This is a genomic window from Microbacterium sp. NPDC057658 (assembly GCF_042799975.1).
Classification (GTDB): domain Bacteria; phylum Actinomycetota; class Actinomycetes; order Actinomycetales; family Microbacteriaceae; genus Microbacterium.
In genome coordinates, this window is the sequence record NZ_JBHVHT010000001.1 from 70,443 (window position 1) to 88,070 (window position 17,628).

A 17,628-nucleotide genomic window follows, 5' to 3' on the forward strand; every position below is an offset into this window, starting at 1 on the left:
ATGGACGAGAACATGAGCACCCCGCACCCGCAGGATCCGGCCGAAGGCGCTCCCGGCGTCGACGTCCCTGACGAGAACTCCGGCCAGGGCGACGGCACCGGCGGCGCGATCCAGGGCGACAGCTCTCGCGGCGAGTCGACCGGCGGCGCCATCCAGGGCAGTTCCGGCCCGGGCCACGACGCGCCGCTGGGCGGCGACGAGAACACCGAGGACGAGCTCGCGGCCGACAACGCCGCCGAGGAGGACACCCTCCGCACGCTCGACCCGGACTCCCCGCCGGCCTGAGCCGTCGACCCACCCCTTTCGAGACGAGCCACCCCCTTGCGAACGTTCGCAAGGGGGTGGCTCGTGCAGAAGGGGGTGGGTCGGCCGCGGTCAGGCGTCGAGTACCACCTTGAGCTGCTCGACGGCCCAGTCGAGCTCGGTCGCCCGGATGACGAGCGGCGGGGCGATGCGGATGGTCTGCCCGTGCGTGTCCTTCACGAGCACACCCCGGTCGAGCAGCTTCTCCGCGATCTCGCGGCCGGTGCCGATGGCGGGGTCGATGTCGACGCCCGCCCACAGCCCGGCGATGCGCACTTCCGTGACGCCGTGGCCGATCAGCGGCTGCAGCGCCTGCTCGAGGTGCGCGCCGAGCGCCCGCGCACGCTCCTGGAACTCGCCCGTCTGCAGCATCTCCACCACGCGGAGACCGACGGCCGCCGCGAGCGGGTTGCCGCCGAACGTGGAGCCGTGCTCACCGGGGCGGATCACGCCGAGCACATCCGTGTTCCCCACCACGGCCGAGACCGGCAGGATGCCGCCGCCGAGCGCCTTGCCCAGCAGGTACAGGTCCGGCACCACGCCCTCGCGGTCGCACGCGAACGTCTCGCCGACACGTCCGAGGCCGGCCTGGATCTCGTCGGCGATGAACAGCACGTTCTTCTCGTCGCAGATCTCGCGGATGCGGCGCAGATACCCCTCCGGCGGGATCACGACACCGGCCTCGCCCTGGATCGGCTCCACGAGCACGCCCGCCGTGTCCTCCGTGATGGCCGCGGCGATCGCCTCCGCGTCACCGAACGGCACACGGTCGAAGCCCGGCGTGTAGGGACCGAAGTCGTCGTGCGCGGTCTCGTCGTCGCTGAAGCTCACGATCGTCGTCGTGCGACCGTGGAAGTTGCCCTTCGCCACGACGATCCGCGCCTTCCCCTCCGGGATGCCCTTCACGCGGTAGCCCCAGGCCCGGGCGACCTTGATGCCGGTCTCCACCGCCTCGGCGCCCGTGTTCATCGGCAGCACGAGCTCCTTGCCGCAGAGCTCGGCGAGCGCCGCGGCGAAGGGCTCCAGCATGTCGCTCTGGAACGCCCGGCTGACGAGCGTGACCCGACCGAGCTGCTCGGTCAGGGCCGCGACGAGAGCGGGGTGCCGGTGCCCGAAGTTGACCGCGGAGTACGCCGCGAGCAGGTCGAGGTACCGCTTGCCCTCGACATCGGTGACCCACGCCCCCTCGCCGCGCGCGATCATCACCGGCAGCGGGTGGTAGTTGTGCGCGACGTGCGGCTCCGCGACCGCGCTGGGTCCCTGAGCCTGTCGAAGGGTCGAAGCGTCCGTTCCCTGGTTCGCTGCGTCCGCCCCCTGGGTCGCTGAGCTCGTTCTCTGGGTCGCTGAGCTCGTCGAAGCGCCCGCCGCCTGCTCGATCGTCACTTCGCACCCCGCAGTTCGAGCGTGCAGCACTTGATGCCGCCGCCGCCGAGGAGGAGCTCGGAGAGGTCGACGGTGATCGGGTTGTAGCCGCGCTCGCGGAGCTGCCGCTCGAAGCCCTTCGCCCGCGGCGAGATGATGACGTTGTAGCCGTCGCTCGACGAGTTCAGGCCGAACACCGCGCCGTCCTCGTCCGACACGAGGATCGCGTCCGGGAAGCGCTTCTCCAGCTCGGCACGGCTGGCGTCGTCGAAGGCTCCGGGGAGGTAGGCGATGTTCGCCCGCTCGGGGCCGCCGTTCCCCACGCCCTGCACGGGGTCGAGCACTGCGATCGCGGTGTCGAGGTGGTAGAAGCGGGGGTCGGTGAGGTTCAGCGACACGACCTCGCGGCCGAAGACCTCGCCGACCTCGCGGTGGCTGTCACCGGTGGAGCGAAAGCCCGTGCCCGCGAGGATCACATCGCCGACGAGCAGGAAGTCGCCCTCGCCCTCGTTGACCTCCTTCGGCATGACCGTGTCGTAACCCGCGGCGCGGAACCAGTCGGCGAAGGCCGGAGCCTCGCCCTGGCGCTCGACGAACCGGAACTCCGGCACATAGGCGCGGCCATCGATGAGGAAGCCGCCGTTGGCCGTGTAGACCATGTCCGGGTAGCCGGGGAGCGGATCGATGAGCTCGACCTCGTGGCCGAGCTCGACGTACAGGTCATAGAGCTTCTGCCACTGGGCGACCGCGTTGGCGGTGTCGGTCGGCCGCGACGGCTCCATCCACGGATTGATGGAGTAGTTCACCGTGAAGTGCTCGGGACGGCACATCAGGTAGTGGCGGCGGTGCGCGGTGCGCGTGGGGGCGGTGGTGACGGCGGTCTCCGGCGTCGACATGGATGCTCCTCGTGTGAACGGGCGCGGCGGACGCTGTCCAGGGGCCCGGCGGTCCTTCGACCCCCTGCTCGGACGAGGCGGAGGGGAAGATGCGACTCGGGCACGCCGGTGACCATTGTGCCACCGGACCCTGGGCGCCACCAGCATCCGTCCCGTGTCGCCCTCAGCCCTCGCGCTGCGTCACCACGACCTTGCCGACCGTGTGCCCGGCCTCGATGTGCGCGAGCGCGGACACCGCCTCGTCGAACGGGTACGTGCGCTCGATCACCGGAACCAGCTGCCCCTCCTCGACGAGCTCGAGCAGCTTCGTGAGGACCTCCGGGCGCGAGGTCGCCGTGAGCGACACCACTCGGGGTCCGCGGAGCGAGAGCACGGCGGCGCGGATCATCCGCGGCACGGGGCCGAGCACCCGTCCGCCGTCGCCGGTCACGAGCACCACGCGGCCACCCGGACGGACCAGGCGCTGGAGCTCGCGGATCGGCACCCCTCCCGCGATGTCGATGACGGCGTCGAACCGGGAGGAGGGCAGGTGCGTGAGCGGAGACGTGCGGTGGTCGAGCGTGCGCACGGCTCCGAGGCGCTCCAGCAGCAGGGCGTTCCGGGGACGGCACGTCGCCCAGACCTCGGCCCCGCGGAGCGCCGCGAGCTGCACGGCGAAGGTCCCCACGCCGCCGGACGCCCCGATCACGAGGACCCGCTGCGCGCGGTGCCGCAGCCCCACCCCGGCGGCGTCGAGCGCCTGCCACGCGGTGCCACCGGCGATCGGCAGGCACGCAGCCGCCTCGGGTGTCACGTCGGGCGGGACGGGCACGACGCGGTCAGCCGCGATGCGGGCGTGGGAGGCGAGGCCGCCGCCGCCCTGCAGCTCCCCGACGACGAGTTCGCCGAGCTCGGCGTTCACCACGTCCGCGCCGACCGCCACGACGGTGCCGGCGACGTCGAGCCCGCGCACCGGGTGCTTGGGGCGGGTGAGCCCGAAGAACGGCCGGACCAGCAGCGGGTCGCCGAGGAGCAGCCGCACGTCGCCGGCGTTGAGGGCGGTGGCCTGCACGCGCAGCACGACCTCGCCCCGATGCGGCTGGGGGACGGGCTGCCGGGTCCGTGTTGTCCCGGCGGCCGGGCCGTACGTCTCGCGGGTCCAGGCTGGCATGGTCTCGGTCATGCGGCACCTCCGGGGTCGGTCGGATACGCGAACAGGTCGTCGATCCCGACGCCGAAGGCCCGCGCGATCTGGAACGCGAGCTCCAGCGTCGGCGAGTACTTCTGCTGTTCGATCGCGATGAGGGTCTGCCTGGTGACCCCGATCGTGCGGGCGAGCTCGGCCTGCGTGAGTCCGGCGCGCTCGCGATGGGCGCGGATGGTGTTGGAGACGAGGGTGGGCTTGACCATCAGCGGAGCCCTCGGCGGTAGGCGATGGCCCGGGCGACACCGCCGACGACGGCCGCCACGAGGAACCCGGCGAACATGGTGTTCGCGATCCAGAACACGTCGGCGCCGAGACCGCAGAGGACGATGACCCCGAGGCCGGCGATGGTGACGAAGGCCTGCTCCACGCGGGCTCCCATCCGGCCGATGTCCCGGTCGCGGATGTCGGAGCGGCCGACGCCGTCCGGATCGGACATCCCGGCGACGATGCCCCAGAGGACGCTGAGCACGATCGTCCCGACGATGCCCCCGCCGATCGTCCACAGCATCAGCGGGAACCAGTCCGTGGCGGTGAGCGGTCCGCCGCCGGCCTGCTGCAGCAGCAGCACGACGTAGACGACCGCGACGATCGGGCTGACGATGAGCCCGGCCCAGACGTTGCGCTCCTCGTAGACCATGCGAATCTCCTCGTGTCAAAAATTCTTGACACGAGACTACGTCCGCCCGTCCCCCATGTCAAGAATCTTTTACGCCGCACCCCGTCCCCGCACCCCCGTCCCTTCCCCGCAGTCTCTCCCCGGGATCACAATCGCACCCCCGCACCTCCTCTCCCGCCCGTTTCCGATCCCGCACGCCACCCACTCCCCCACGCCCCGCGCCGCGGGATCAACAACGCACCTCCCCAGGCCCCCGACGGCACCTTTTCGATCCCGCCTCCCCGGAACCTCCCGCCCCTCCCCGCAGCACCCCACACCGATCCCGCACACCCACCGCAGGCGGGATCGAGAACGCACCCGCAATGTGGAGGGGCAGACCGCCAGGAGACGGGATCAAAATCACCCTTCCACAGACCTGCGTCAGCTCTCTTTTGCACCGGCACCGAAACCGGCGCGGCACCCCTCGGCACGGGCGGGATCAGGATCGCACCCCCGGAAGCCCGGAGCGGCACGTTTTTGCCCCGCACCCGAAAGGGGCGCGGAACCCTGGCGACGGGATCACAAACGGACCCCTGGGGGTTCCAAACCGGGTACCCATTCGCACCCGCACCCGAGACGGGCGCGGCATCCTCGGCTGGCCGGGATCAGAAACACACCCCGGGCGGCCCCACGCGGGGCCTTTTCGCCCCCACACCCGAGATGGGCGGGGCACCGCGGCGGGCCGGGATCAGAAACGGACCCCTGACGGACCGGAGCGGCACGTTATCGCCCCCGCACCGAAACGGCCGGGGGTCAGATGACGGAGGCACTCCAGGGGTCGGGGTTTCCGTAGCGGTGGGCGGTGATCGAGACGGACTGCTCGTGCACGAACGGGAGGAGCTCGATGCGGGCCGCCGCCGTCACCTCCGCGTCGTACACAGCGAGGTCCGGGTCACCGCCGGTGGCCACCGCCAGCGCGGAGCGCAGCGCCGCCACCGACTCCCGTCCGCCCACGAGCCGCACGCGCCCATGCCGCGGAAGCACCGGAACACCCGCATCTCCCGCGGCCCCGGACTCCTCGGCCACCTGCATCCGCTGGAGCCACTCGACCTCCGTCTCCAGGAACACCACGGCGTCGAGGTCACCCAGAGCATGCCGCACGCCCGCCGGAAGCCCGACCGGAGTGGACACGACGAAGCCCGCCCCCGCGCGCACTCCCGCGATCACGACCCGCAGCAGGTCGTGCAGGGCGGCGTCCTCGGTGGCGCGGATCTCCACGGGTACGGGCCGATACCGGAAGAGGTTGCGCTCGATCTCCAGCCGCGAGACGTCCCGCACCCGGCCGAACTCCCGGTCCCAGGCCAACGCGTCCGACAGAGCGGATCGCCGAAGCCACTCGAACGACTCGAACGGGAGGGAGGGCTGCGCCGCCTCGATGAGCCCCGTGATCCGGGAGTCGAGCCCCCGCAGATGGAGGGTGCTCGACGCCGGGGCCCCGTGCTGGGCGCGCCACGACCCGAGTCCGATGAGGTGGTTCGGCCCGCCCGGCTTGGCACCGGCGCCGACGGAGGAGCGCTTCCACCCGCCGAACGGCTGCCGCTGCACGATCGCCCCGGTGGTGCCGCGGTTGACGTAGAGGTTCCCGGCCTGCACACGGTCGAGCCAGAAGGAGAGGTCGTCCGGGTCCTGTGTGCGCAGACCCGCGGTGAGACCGTAGGCGACGGCGTTCTGCAGGTCGACGGCCTTGGCGAGGGTCGGCGCGTGCATGACCCCGAGGACCGGTCCGAAGAACTCCTCGGTGTGGAAGCGGGAGCCGGACTGCACGCCGACCCGCACGCCCGGGCGCCACAGCCGGCCGCTGCCGTCGTCGGCGGAGTCGAGGGCGGGTTCGATGAGCCACCGCTCGTCGCCCTCCAGCTCGGAGAGGGCCCAGGCGAGCTTCCCCTCGGGCTTCTCGATGACCGGGCCCACCTCGGCGAGCGGATCCGAGGGCCACCCGACACGCAGCGAGCGGACAGCGTCGGAGAGCTGACGGGCGAAACGCTGCGAGCGCCCCACCGGCCCGACGAGGATCGCGAGGGACGCCGCGGAGCACTTCTGCCCCGCATGACCGAACGCGCTCTTCACGAGGTCGGCCACGGCGAGGTCGAGATCGGCCGAGGGCGTGATGATCATGGCGTTCTTGCCGCTGGTCTCCGCGAGCAGGGGCAGGTCGGGACGCCAGGAGCGAAACAGCGCCGCGGTCTCCCACGACCCGGTGAGGATCACCCGGTCCACCGCCTCGTCCGTGATGAGGGCACGCCCGAGGTCGCCTTCCTCGATGTCGACGAGAGCGAGAGCCTCACGGGGCACGCCACCGTCCCACAGGGCCTCCACGAGCACCGCCGCACACCGCCGCGCCTGCGGGGCGGGCTTCAGGACCACGCCGGAGCCTGCGGCGAGCGCCGCCAGCACGCCACCCGCGGGGATCGCGAGGGGGAAGTTCCACGGCGGCGCGACGACGGTCACGCGGGCGGGGACGAACACGGCGCCGGAGATCGCGTCGAGCTCACGGCAGGTCGCGGCGTAGTACCGGGCGAAGTCGACGGCCTCGCTCACCTCGACATCGGCTTCGGCGAAGACCTTGCCCGTCTCCACCGCCGCGACCTCGATCAGCTCCGCACGCCGGGACTCGAGCGCCGCCGCTGCGCGCAGCAGCACCTCGGCCCGTTCGGCTGCAGGACGCGCACCCCAGGCCGCCGCCGCACCCTGCACACCGCGCACGATGCGGCCGAGGTCGTCGGCGTCGTCGACGCGGGCCGCGTCCAGGACCTCCGTCCCGACCGTCGAGTCCGCGAGCCGTGCGCGGATCCCCGCCGCCCACTCGCGGTTGGCGGGGAGCGCGAGATCCGTATCGGCCGTGTTCGCGAAGCCCGGGGCGCCCCCGGTGTCCTCCCCACGCTCGCGCGCCGCGTACACGGCGGTCTCGAGGTAGGCGCCGGTGTCGGCGTCGTCCGAGCCGCGCACGATGCCGAGCACGGCCTTGGTGAGATCGGCCTCCGCGACCGGGCTGACCGGCGCCGGCCGCACGGACTCGTGCACCGGCGCGAGGCGGTCCTGCGTGCGCCGCGGCCCGAGGGCGAGGGCGGGGTCGGCCGCCCGGTCGAGCGCGTCGAGGAAGCGGTCGGCCTCTCGGGCGAAGAGCGTCTCATCGTCGTGCAGATGGAACGCCGCGGAGAGGAAGTTCTCGGACGACGCGTTCTCCTCCAGCCGCCGCACGAGGTAGCTGATGGCCACGTCGAACTCGGCGGGCGCCACGACCGGCACGTACAGCAGCACCGGACCGACTTCGCGGGACACCGCCTGCACCTGCCCCTGAGCCATGCCGAGCAGCATCTCGAACTCGACCGCGTCGCGGACGCCCCGCTCCCCGGCCCGCAGCCACGCGTGGGCGATGCCGAAGAGGTTGTGGCCGGCCACGCCGATCCGCACGGCCGACGTGTGCTCGGGCCGCAGCGCCCAGTCGAGGCAGCGCAGGTAGTTGGCGTCGGTGTCGAGCTTCGTGTCGTAGGGCGCGGGCGTCCACCCGTGCAGCGTCGCCTCGACGTGCTCCATCGCGAGGTTCGCGCCCTTCACGAGGCGCACCTTGATGCGGGCTCCCCCGTGGATCACGCGGTCCTGCGCCCAAGCGGTGAGCTCCTGGAGGGCCGGGAGCGCGTCGGGCAGATAGGCCTGCAGCACGATCCCGGCCTCGAGCCCGGTGAGCCGCGGATCCTCCAGGAGCCGCGTGAAGACGGCGATCGTGAGGTCGAGGTCGCGATACTCCTCCATGTCGAGGTTGATGAAGGTGCCGTCTGCCGCAGCCGTCACGTACAGCGGGAGCAGCCGCTCCACGACCCGGTCGACGACCTCGTCGAAGCCCCACATCGAGATGCGGCTGACGATGGCGGAGACCTTGACCGACACGTAGTCGACGTCCGGACGCCGGATGAGCTCATGGATGCCGTCGAGCCGCCGCTGCGCCTCCGCCTCGCCCAGCACCGCCTCCCCGAGGAGGTTGAGGTTCAGGCGCGAGCCCGACTCCCGCAGCTTCTCGATCGCGGGTCCGAGCTTCGCGGGCCGCGCGTCCACCACGAGGTGCCCCACCATCTCGCGCAGCGCCCGCCGCGCGAGGGGGACGACCGGGGTCGGCAGCACCGGGGCGACGCCGCCGCCGAGCCGCACGGCGGAGCGCAGGTACCACGGCAGGAACTCCGGCACGATGGGCGCGATCCGGCGCAGCTGGGCGGCCGCGGCGGTCAGGCTCTCCGGCCGCATCACGCCGTCGACGAAACCGAGGGTGAACGGCAGACCGTTGGCGTCGCGCAGGACTCCGGCGAGGCGTTCCGCTGCGGGGTCGACGTCGGCTGCGGCCGCCTCGATCACCCAGCGGCGCGCGAGTTCGACGGCCTGATCGGCGAGGGATGCGGATGCCCCCGCCTCCGCGGAGGATGACGACGACTCTGCCATGTGACCACCCTAGGTCTCCGGTCGCGGAATCCCGGGGTGCCCGACCGTGCGGGCCGGAGTCGGGTCAGTTCCAGATGCTGGGGGCGGGGGTGCGTACGGGCGGCAGGGCGGACGCGGCCGCCCAGTCGTGCACCCACGCGTCGATCTCGGGAACCCCGTCGGGCTTGCCCACCGCGGCGAAGAGCTCCTCGTTGCTGACCGTGCCGCCGGAGCGCCGCAGCACGCGGGCCCGCACGATGGCCCGGGCGTAGACCTCGCCGCCGACCACGGCGCGATGCTCCAGGAACAGGGCCTTCTCGTCGTGCCCGATGAACCGGGACTGCACCTCGAACCGCTGCCAGAGCTGGAGCGACTTGCGGAAGGTGATCGTCTCGCTCGACACGACCGCGTACCAGCCCTGCTCCTTCATCACGTCGAACAGCCCCGTGCGGATGAGGTGGTCCCAGCGCCCGAGGTCGAACAGCGACAGGTACCGGCCGTTGTTCATGTGGCGGAGGATGTCGAGGTCGGTCGGCAGGGTGGTCACCGTCACGGTGCCGACGGCGGTGGGGTCGAGGGTCTTCCCCTGACGCACGCGGCGACGCGCACCGAGGATCACGAGGAGGGTCCGCCAGATCACGTTCACGAGGACTGATCGTAGCCATCCGCGCACGACGGTCGAACTTCGTTGTCCGATTCCTCCATGCCGTCGGAGTGCCTCTCGGGGGCCGTCGTCCCGATTTCCGATTTCCACGGACCCGCCGTAGAGTCACCGCATGAGCGCCGAAGCCCAGCCCGAAGTCATCGTCCGTCCGGTCCGTGATGTGGATGCGGAAGCCCTCGGTCGCGTGCATGCGCAGTGCTGGCACGAGACCTACGATCACCTCATCAGCAAGGCGGCTCTGGAGAAGGTCTCCCCCCGCCGGATGGCCGAGCTCTGGACGCACTGGGCGGCGCAGGGTCCCGACTTCAAAATGAACGCGGCGCTCGTCGACGGCGAGATCGTCGGCTTCGTCGGCTCGGGTCCGGCCCGCGACAAGGACGCCCCGGCGTTCCGCGAGCTGTACTTCATCTACCTGCTCGACGCGTACCACTCGACCGGCATCGGGCAGAAGCTGTTCGATGCGGCCGTCGAGAAGGACGAGCCGCTCTACCTCTGGGTCGCCGAGGACAACCCCCGCGCGCACCGCTTCTACACGCGCAACGGATTCCACCTCGACGGCGCCGCGCACACCGAGCCGTTCCTCGGCGAGACGCTCACCGAGGTCCGCTTCGTGCGCCCCTGACCCTCGTCTTCACCGAAAGGGCCGCCCCGCGGGGCGGCCCTTTCGTCTGCACTCAGAGGCGTTCGATGATCGTGACGTTCGCGACGCCGCCGCCCTCGCACATCGTCTGCAGGCCGTACCGACCGCCGGTGCGCTCCAGCTCGTTGAGCAGGGTCGCGAGGATGCGGGTGCCGGTCGCGCCGATCGGGTGCCCCAGCGCGATGCCGCCGCCGTTGACGTTGACCTTCTCGTGCGGCGCACCGGTCTCGCGCATCCACGCGAGCACGACCGAGGCGAACGCCTCGTTGACCTCGAACAGGTCGATGTCCTCGATCCGGAGCCCGGTGCGCTCCAGCGCGTGCCGGGTCGCCGGGATCGGCGCGGTGAGCATGAGCACGGGGTCGTCGCCGCGGACGGAGACGTGGTGGATGCGGGCCCGCGGGGTGAGGCCGTGCTCCTGCACCGCCCGCGCACTGGCGATGAGCACGGCACTCGATGCATCGCTGATCTGCGACGCGACCGCGGCGGTGATCCGTCCCCCGGGCGCGAGCGGCGGCAGTCCGGCCATGCGTTCCAGAGTGGTGTCCCGGCGCACGCCCTCGTCGTGGTCGAGCCCGGCGAGCGGCGCGATCTCCGCCGCGAACCGCCCCTCGTCCTGGGCCACGGCCGCCCGGCGGTGACTCTCCAGCGCGTACCGCTCCATCTCCTCCCGCGAGATGTCCCACCGCTCGGCGATGAGCTCCGCGCCCCGGAACTGCGAGATCTCCTGGTCGCCGTAGCGCTCCTGCCATCCGGGCGACTCGGCGTACGGCGTCGTGAAGCCGTACTCCCGGCCGACGGTCGCGGCGGCCGTGAGCGGGATCCGCGACATGTTCTGCAGCCCGCCGGCGATCACGAGGTCACTGGTGCCGCTGAGCACCGCCTGCGCGGCGAAGTGCACGGCCTGCTGACTGGATCCGCACTGGCGGTCGATCGTCACGCCGGGCACGTGCTCCGGGAAGCCGGCGACGAGCAGCGCGGTGCGCGCGACGTTCCCGGCCTGCCCCCCGATCGCATCGATGGCTCCGAGGATCACGTCGTCCACGGCGCCGGGGTCGATGCCGGTCCGGTCGACGAGGGCCCGCAGACTGTGCGCGCCGAGGTCGGCGGGGTGGATCTCCGCGAGAGCGCCGCCACGGCGTCCGACCGGCGAACGGACCGCGTCGACGATGTAGGCCTCTGCCATGATCTCCCTCTTCTCAGTCCTCCGTGCCGGCCGGCAGGAGCAGCCGGAAGCGTTCGCACAGCACCGGCATGTCGGGTTCATAGCCGCGCGGGTTCTCGGAGTGGGTGCGCCAGTAGCGCTCGTGCACCTCGCGCCAGTGCGCGAGCGTGCGATCCCCCTCCCCCTCGGCGAACGCGTGCGCCTCGTCGACCTCGTCGAACGGCACGATGTCGATCGCCGTGGTCTCGATCACGGCGCGCGGGGCGCCGGTTCCGTCGAGGATGATGCTGAGTTCGCCGACGGTCGGCAGCGGATCCCCCGTCTCCTCGTAGTCCCAGACGGAGGACGCGGTGCCCACCTTGATGCCGCGGAGCACGAGCTCCAGGAGCTCGTCGGCGTGCTCCGGCGTCGCACCGAAACCCCACGCCTCGGGAAGGGCCTCGGGCAGGTGCGGCAGCGCGATGCGGGCGTCGCGCCAGTACTCCTCGATGGCGGTGCGGTCGGTCATAGATCAGCGCCCCGAGACCTTGCCGAACACCTTCGCGATCGGCGCGAGCACGAGCGGCCGCGCCGCGACCCACGCGATCGCGATCACGACGAGCGAGGCGATGAACACCCAGAACCCCGTCCACGTCGCGGCATCCTGCGCGGCGAACATGTGGTTGAGGTTGCGCAGGAAGCCGGTCAGCATCACGAGCGCGACGTGCGCGATGATGAACGCCACGAAGTAGAGCATCACCGGGAAGTGCAGGGCGCGCGCCCATTCCACCGGATACGCCTTCGACAGGCGCTCCGCCTTCTTGGGCCAGAGCCCCGACATGCGGAACCCGGTGACGGCGGCGAGCGGTGCCGCGAGGAAGACGGTGACGAAGTAGGCGAGCTGCTGCAGGCTGTTGTAGTTGTTCCAGCCGTTCTCGTGCGGCCAGTCGAACGAGATGTACTGCAGCGCCGCCGACAGCGCATTCGGGAAGACCTCCCAGCTCGTCGGCACGATCCGCACCCAGTGCCCCGTGGCGAACAGCAGCACCACGAAGATCACACCGTTCAGCAGCCACAGGATGTCGAGCGCCTGATGGAACCAGAGGTTCAGGCTGATCTTGCCCTTCGGGTTGTTCCGCGGCGTCCAGAACACGCTCGGACGCTTCTCCGTGCGCACCTGCAGCCCCGAGCGGATGATCAGCACGATCAGGAACATGTTGAAGAAGTGCGCCCAGTTGACCCACGGCGCGAAGCCGGGCTCGACCGGGATCGGCGGCTCGTACTCGCCCGGGAAGGCGGCCAGGAAGTCCTGCATGAAGGGGAGGCTCAGCAGCGTGCGGACGAGGGCCACGGCCGCGGCCGCGAGCACACCGAGAGCGGCGGCACCGAACAGCGCCGCGATCGCCTGGGTCCAGGTCGGGCGCCGGCGAGCGGTCGGGGTGGTCGAGGCGGCGGCCGGGAGGTGTCGGGGGGCACGACCGTTCCAGACCGTGCGGGTCCAGGGCAGCGGCGTGCTGATGTCGGCGGCCGGGGCGAGCGCGGTGCCGGGGACCGCGGGTTCCGCCGTCGCGGGTGCCGCGGCCGGAGCCGGAGTCTCCGCGATCGCGGGGGCGTCCGCTGCTACGGCCGAGGAGGTGTCGGCGGTCGCCCGCGCAGGCACGGTCGCCGCGGGCGGCCAGGGTTCGCCGCCCGGGACACGGGGCAGTCCCCGACGGACGCTCTCGCCTCCGGCGGACGACGCGGCAGCGGGCGTCGCGGCGGCAACGGGCGCGGCGGCAGCCGGCTCGGCGACGGGCACGGGGGCAGCCGGCTCGGCAGCGGGAGCGTCGGGCGCCGTGACCGCGGCACGTGACGTCTCGGCAGGCACCGCGGCGACGGCCGACACCGCCGGCGCGGCCTCGGCCGGCGGCCACGGCTCGCCGCCCGGGACGCGCGGAAGGCCCCGACGGAGAGTCGGGCGCGGGGCGGCGTCCTCCGGCAGAGAGGGGGTCGCGACAGCGGCCTCGACCTCGGGGGCCGTGCCCTCGAGGCGCTCCGTCGGCGCCGACACCGGAGCCTCGACGGCGGCCACCTCGACCACGGCGGCCACCTCGGCCGCATCGACGGTCTCGACCGTCACCTCGGCGGGCGGCCACGGCTCGCCGCCCGGCACCCGCGGAAGCCCGCGGCGCAGCACCCGCGTCGCCATGGCTACTTCTTCCGCGCCTCGAGCGCAGCGATCACCTGCGGCACGATCGTGAACACATCGCCGACGATGCCGAAGTCGGCGACGTCGAAGATCGGCGCCTCCGGGTCCTTGTTGATCGCCACGATGTTCTTCGACGTCTGCATGCCGGCGCGGTGCTGGATCGCGCCGGAGATCCCGAGCGCGACGTAGAGCTGCGGCGACACCGAGACCCCGGTCTGCCCGACCTGGTGGGACTGCGGGATGTAGCCCGCGTCGACGGCGGCGCGCGAGGCGCCGACCGCGGCTCCGAGGGCGTCGGCGAGCTCCTCGACGAGCACGAACTTCTCCTTCGAGGCGAGACCCCGGCCGCCCGACACGACGCGGGTCGCTCCGCGCAACTCGGGCCGGGACGAGGTGGCCTCGACCGTCTCGACGGGGCCCGCCGTCGCGGCGACCGCTCCGGACGGAGTGACCGCGAGCTGCTCGACCTGCGGGGAGGCGACCGCCTCGGCCCTGGCCTCCACCGCACCCTGGCGCAGCGTGACGATGAGCGTGCCGTACGTCGCGGCGGCGTCGACGAGATACGCCCCGCCATAGACCGAGTGGTGGGCGACGATGCCCTCGTCGTCGCGGGAGACCCCGACCGCGTCCACGGCGAGCGCGCTCTTCGTCCGCACCGCGAACCGGCCGGCGACATCGCGTCCGGAGATCGAGTTCGAGATGAGGACGGCCGCGGGATGCACCTGCGCGGCGGCGGCCTGCAGCGCGTCGACGATCGGGACCGTCAGCGCGGACGGGTCGCCGTCGGCCGTGAGCACGACCGCGGCTCCGGCCTCCGCGGCCGTGGCGACCGCCGCCTCGGAACCGCCGACGATCACCGCGACCGGTGTGCCGATGCCTGCCGCCGCGCCGAGGAGTCCGGCGGTGCTGCTGGTGAGTGCACCGGACGGGTCGACGTCGAGGAGCACGAGGATCGGGTTCTCGGGGTACGCCATGTCACACCAGCCTGTTCTGCACGAGGAACTCGACGAGCTTCTCGGCGGCATCGCCCTCGTCGGTGATCTTGACGCCGGCGGCCCGCGGGGGCTTCTCCGAGACCGCGGTCATGATGGTGCGCGGCGCCGCCGCCGGGTCGGCCGACAGGTCGAGGTCGGCGAGGGACAGCACCTCCAGCGGCTTCTTCTTCGCCGCCATGATGCCCTTGAAGTTGGGGAACCGGGCGTCCGGGAGCGCCTCGGTGATGGAGATCACGGCGGGCAGCGGCGCGGTCACCTGCTGGTTGCCCGCATCGGCACCCCGGGTACCGGAGACGCCCTCGGCGGTGATCTCGACCGCGGTGAGGGCGGTGGCCTGCGCCCAGCCGAGGTGTTCGGCGAGCATGGCGGGGAGGACGCCGCCGGCGCCGTCGGTGGACAGGTTGCCGGTGATGACGAGGTCGGGGGCGCCGCGGCGGATCGCGGCGGCGAGCACCTCGGCAGTGAGACCCAGGTCGGCGCCGACGAGCTGCTCGTCGACGATGTGGATCGCGGAGGCGGCACCGATCGCGAGGGCCCGGCGCACGGATGCCGTCGCACTCTCGGGCGCCATCGTGAGGGCCACGACCTCGGTGCCCTCGTTCTTGTCGGCGTGGGCCAGGGCGACCTCGAGGGCCCGCTCCGTGATCTCGTCGAGGACCACATCCCCGGCCCCGCGTTCGGCGAGTCCGGTCTCGAGATTCAACGTGCGATCGCCATAGGTGTCCGGTACCTCTTTGACCAGGACGAAGATCTTCATCGAATGCTCCTCACGACACGCTGAGTCTATCCGCACGCTCTTCTATGTAGCCAAAGGCGGAGGGACCCGCAGGTGGTACCCCCGATTTCGGCCGCCAATGTATACATAGTCGACAGTCGGGCCCCGCGGCTCGCCGCTGACAGCCGGGGGCGGACTCCCCCGGTACCGTAGAGACGTGGTCCGACCCCGCCCGCTTCCCGTCGACCCGCTCGCCGAGGCGAAGCGGCAGTGGATCGCGCACGGCTGGACCGAGGCCGCGGACGGCATGACGGTGGTCACCTCGGTGATGCGCGCCCAGCAGCTCCTCCTCGCCCGTGTCGACGCGGCCCTCAAGCCCTTCGCGCTGAGCTTCGCCCGCTACGAGGTCCTGCGGCTGCTCGCCTTCAGCCGGGCCGGACGCCTGCCGTTGTCGAGCGTGGTCGCACGGCTGCAGGTCCACGCCACCACCATCACCAGCACGGCCGAGCGCCTCGTGCGCGACGGCCTCGTCGTCCGCGAACCGCACCCGCACGACGGACGCGCGGCGATGCTCGCCCTCACCGACGACGGCCGCGATCTCGTCGAGCGCGCCACGACCGCCCTCAACGCCGACGTCTTCGCCGACCCCGGCATGAGCGAGGCCGACGCCGCCGAGCTCGTCGCCATCGTCGCCCGTCTGCGTCGTGACGCCGGCGACTTCATCGACCCGCGCCCCCTCCCCGAACCGCTCTGATGCCCCGGTTCGTGCTCGAGACCGTGATCGCGGCACCGCGCCCTGTCGTGTTCGCCGCAGCACTGGACCCGGAGCTGCATCTGCAGTCGATGGCGCGCTACGACGAGACGATGATCGAGGAGCCCGCAGGCGGCGCGTTCAGCGAGGGGTCCACGGTCACCTGGCGCGCGCGGCACTTCGGCATCCCGTTCCGCCTGCGCTCCGTGGTGTTCGACATCGACGCGCCGCATCGGTTCACCGACCGTCAGATCGACGGACCGTTCCGCGACCTCCGGCACGAGCACGTGTTCGAGGAGCATCCGCGCGGCACCCTCATGCGCGACACGATCGTGTTCCGGTCGCCCTTCGGGCTCCTCGGCCGCGTCGTCGACGCCCTCGTGCTCGGCCGCTACATGGAGCGCCTGATCGCCGAACGCAACACCGCTCTGGTCGCCGCGATCGAGGATGGCGGGCGTACTCTTCCTGCATGAGCGAACTGCGCGTGCACACCGTCCTCACCGGTCGCGGCCCCGCCGCGGCGATCCTCCTCACCGACGAGCAGGTGGCGTCCTTCGGCGCCGGCAAGGCCTTCCCGGTCGCGGTCACGATCGGCGGGCGCACCGCGCGCCTGCGCCTGGCCCGCATGGGCGGCGAGAACATGATCGGGCTCAGCAAGGCCGCCCGCGCGGACCTCGGTGTCGAGATCGATCAGGAGGTCGACGCCGTCATCCGGCTCGACACCGCGGAGCGGGTGGTCGAGGTGCCGCCAGCACTGGCCGCCGCCCTCGACGCCGATCCGGCCGTGCGCGCGGCGTTCGACGCCCTCTCCCCGTCGGCGCGCAAGGAGCACGCCAGGGCGGTCGCCGAGGCCAAGCAGGAGGCGACGCGCGAGCGCCGGATCGCGAAGATCGTGGAGTCCCTGCGCGGCTGACCCGTGCCCCGCGGTCAGCGGTTCTGGAAGTCCGGCGTGCGCTTCTCGCGGAAGGCCGCCATCCCCTCCTTCTGATCGTGCGTGTCGAACAGCGCCGCGAACGCCTGCTTCTCGTGGGCGAGGCCCTCGGACAGCGTCGTCTCCATGGCGGCATCGAGCGCGGCCTTGGCGGCGTAGACCGACGGCAGCGACTTCGACGCGATCGTCTCGGCCAGCGTCGTCGCCTCGGTGAGGAGATCCGCCGCGGGGACGACACGGGACACGAGTCCGGAGCGCTCGGCCTCCTCTGCCCCCATGAAGCGGCCGGACAGCACGAGCTCCGCCGCCTTGTAGTACCCCACCGCGCGGATGAGCCGCTGGGTGCCGCCCATGCCGGGGATCACTCCGAGGTTGATCTCGGGCTGTCCGAACTTCGCGGTGTCCGCGGCGAGGATGATGTCGCACATCATCGCCAACTCGCAGCCGCCGCCGAGCGCGAACCCGGAGACCGCCGCGATGACCGGGGTGCGCACGGCCGCGAAGTCGTGCCAGACGCCGAAGTGGTCGGTCTCGAGCATCTCCGCCGCGGACATGCCCTCCATCTCCTTGATGTCGGCGCCGGCCGCGAAGGCCTTCTCGGAGCCGGTCACGACGATGGCCCCGACGCCGTCATCCGCATCGAAGGCCTGCGCGGCCGCGGTGACCTCCTCGGCGAGCCGGCTGTTCAGCGCGTTGAGCGCCTCCGGTCGGTGGAGGGTGATCCAGCCCACCCGTCCGCGCTGCTCCACCAGGATCGTCTCGTACTCGGTCATCGCTCCCGCCTTCCTGTC

The 17,628-nt window shown here is 72.0% G+C and carries 18 protein-coding genes; 5 read left to right on the top strand and 13 right to left on the bottom strand.

Annotation, left to right across the window (positions count from 1 at the left end; all coding sequences use genetic code 11):
- Entirely contained in the window at nt 1–285 is a 285-nt protein-coding gene (locus ACFU8V_RS00325) for a hypothetical protein (protein ID WP_025105431.1), read from the top strand.
- A gap of 90 nt (nt 286–375) precedes the next feature.
- On the opposite strand, the gene rocD is transcribed toward ACFU8V_RS00325, so the two are convergent.
- The 7 genes from rocD to ACFU8V_RS00360 form a co-directional block, all read right to left on the bottom strand.
- Nucleotides 376–1,680: an ornithine--oxo-acid transaminase gene (rocD, locus tag ACFU8V_RS00330; RefSeq protein WP_378871750.1), complete on the bottom strand. Its 1,305-nt coding sequence runs from the start codon at nt 1,678–1,680 to the stop codon at nt 376–378.
- 2 nt (nt 1,681–1,682) lie between these two features.
- Nucleotides 1,683–2,561, bottom strand: a complete 879-nt coding sequence (gene ddaH, locus ACFU8V_RS00335; RefSeq protein WP_126894479.1) for a dimethylargininase — start codon at nt 2,559–2,561, stop codon at nt 1,683–1,685.
- A 163-nt stretch (nt 2,562–2,724) separates the two neighbouring features.
- Nucleotides 2,725–3,723: an NAD(P)-dependent alcohol dehydrogenase gene (locus ACFU8V_RS00340; RefSeq protein WP_378868126.1), complete on the bottom strand. Its 999-nt coding sequence runs from the start codon at nt 3,721–3,723 to the stop codon at nt 2,725–2,727.
- A complete protein-coding gene (locus tag ACFU8V_RS00345) occupies nt 3,720–3,950 on the bottom strand; it encodes a helix-turn-helix transcriptional regulator (protein ID WP_060922632.1) in 231 nt (76 codons plus the stop codon). The genes ACFU8V_RS00340 and ACFU8V_RS00345 overlap by 4 nt, the downstream gene beginning before the upstream one ends.
- A complete protein-coding gene (locus ACFU8V_RS00350; protein ID WP_062636978.1) occupies nt 3,950–4,384 on the bottom strand; it encodes a hypothetical protein in 435 nt (144 codons plus the stop codon). The genes ACFU8V_RS00345 and ACFU8V_RS00350 overlap by 1 nt, the downstream gene beginning before the upstream one ends.
- Nucleotides 4,385–5,155: 771 nt before the next feature.
- Entirely contained in the window at nt 5,156–8,830 is a 3,675-nt protein-coding gene (locus ACFU8V_RS00355) for a proline dehydrogenase family protein (protein ID WP_378868131.1), read from the bottom strand.
- A gap of 64 nt (nt 8,831–8,894) precedes the next feature.
- Nucleotides 8,895–9,455: an acyl-CoA thioesterase gene (locus ACFU8V_RS00360; RefSeq protein WP_025105424.1), complete on the bottom strand. Its 561-nt coding sequence runs from the start codon at nt 9,453–9,455 to the stop codon at nt 8,895–8,897.
- A 130-nt stretch (nt 9,456–9,585) separates the two neighbouring features.
- On the opposite strand from ACFU8V_RS00360, the gene ACFU8V_RS00365 reads away from it, so the two are divergent.
- Nucleotides 9,586–10,095 carry a GNAT family N-acetyltransferase gene (locus ACFU8V_RS00365; RefSeq protein ID WP_025105423.1) on the top strand — a complete coding sequence of 170 codons (510 nt, stop codon included), beginning with the start codon at nt 9,586–9,588 and terminating at the stop codon, nt 10,093–10,095.
- A 52-nt stretch (nt 10,096–10,147) separates the two neighbouring features.
- On the opposite strand, the gene ACFU8V_RS00370 is transcribed toward ACFU8V_RS00365, so the two are convergent.
- From ACFU8V_RS00370 to ACFU8V_RS00390, 5 genes are read right to left on the bottom strand one after another with little or no spacing between them, the layout of a single operon-like run.
- Entirely contained in the window at nt 10,148–11,299 is a 1,152-nt protein-coding gene (locus ACFU8V_RS00370; RefSeq protein ID WP_378868136.1) for an acetyl-CoA C-acetyltransferase, read from the bottom strand.
- Between the two features lie 13 nt (nt 11,300–11,312).
- A complete protein-coding gene (locus tag ACFU8V_RS00375; protein WP_315109185.1) occupies nt 11,313–11,786 on the bottom strand; it encodes an ASCH domain-containing protein in 474 nt (157 codons plus the stop codon).
- 3 nt (nt 11,787–11,789) lie between these two features.
- Nucleotides 11,790–13,445 (bottom strand): cytochrome b/b6 domain-containing protein, encoded by a 1,656-nt coding sequence (locus ACFU8V_RS00380; RefSeq protein WP_378868139.1) that lies wholly within the window; start codon nt 13,443–13,445, stop codon nt 11,790–11,792.
- Nucleotides 13,446–13,447: 2 nt separating this feature from the next.
- Nucleotides 13,448–14,419, bottom strand: a complete 972-nt coding sequence (locus ACFU8V_RS00385; protein ID WP_025105420.1) for an electron transfer flavoprotein subunit alpha/FixB family protein — start codon at nt 14,417–14,419, stop codon at nt 13,448–13,450.
- A gap of 1 nt (nt 14,420) precedes the next feature.
- Entirely contained in the window at nt 14,421–15,197 is a 777-nt protein-coding gene (locus ACFU8V_RS00390) for an electron transfer flavoprotein subunit beta/FixA family protein (protein WP_025105419.1), read from the bottom strand.
- A gap of 175 nt (nt 15,198–15,372) precedes the next feature.
- Between ACFU8V_RS00390 and ACFU8V_RS00395 the strand changes: the two genes are divergently transcribed.
- Genes ACFU8V_RS00395 through ACFU8V_RS00405 form a run of 3 tightly spaced genes read left to right on the top strand, consistent with a single transcriptional unit; the run spans nt 15,373 to nt 16,819 of the window.
- Entirely contained in the window at nt 15,373–15,909 is a 537-nt protein-coding gene (locus ACFU8V_RS00395; protein ID WP_025105418.1) for a MarR family winged helix-turn-helix transcriptional regulator, read from the top strand.
- Nucleotides 15,909–16,379, top strand: a complete 471-nt coding sequence (locus ACFU8V_RS00400) for an SRPBCC family protein (protein WP_126894130.1) — start codon at nt 15,909–15,911, stop codon at nt 16,377–16,379. Before ACFU8V_RS00395 ends, ACFU8V_RS00400 begins: the two co-directional genes overlap by 1 nt.
- The gene (locus ACFU8V_RS00405; RefSeq protein ID WP_025105416.1) at nt 16,376–16,819 is read left to right on the top strand and encodes a YdeI/OmpD-associated family protein; all 444 of its coding nucleotides are present in this window, start codon (nt 16,376–16,378) and stop codon (nt 16,817–16,819) included. The genes ACFU8V_RS00400 and ACFU8V_RS00405 overlap by 4 nt, the downstream gene beginning before the upstream one ends.
- A gap of 14 nt (nt 16,820–16,833) precedes the next feature.
- On the opposite strand, the gene ACFU8V_RS00410 is transcribed toward ACFU8V_RS00405, so the two are convergent.
- Complete coding sequence (locus ACFU8V_RS00410; protein WP_085605491.1) at nt 16,834–17,610, bottom strand: enoyl-CoA hydratase; 777 nt, start codon at nt 17,608–17,610, stop codon at nt 16,834–16,836.
- Between the last annotated feature and the right edge of the window lie 18 nt (nt 17,611–17,628).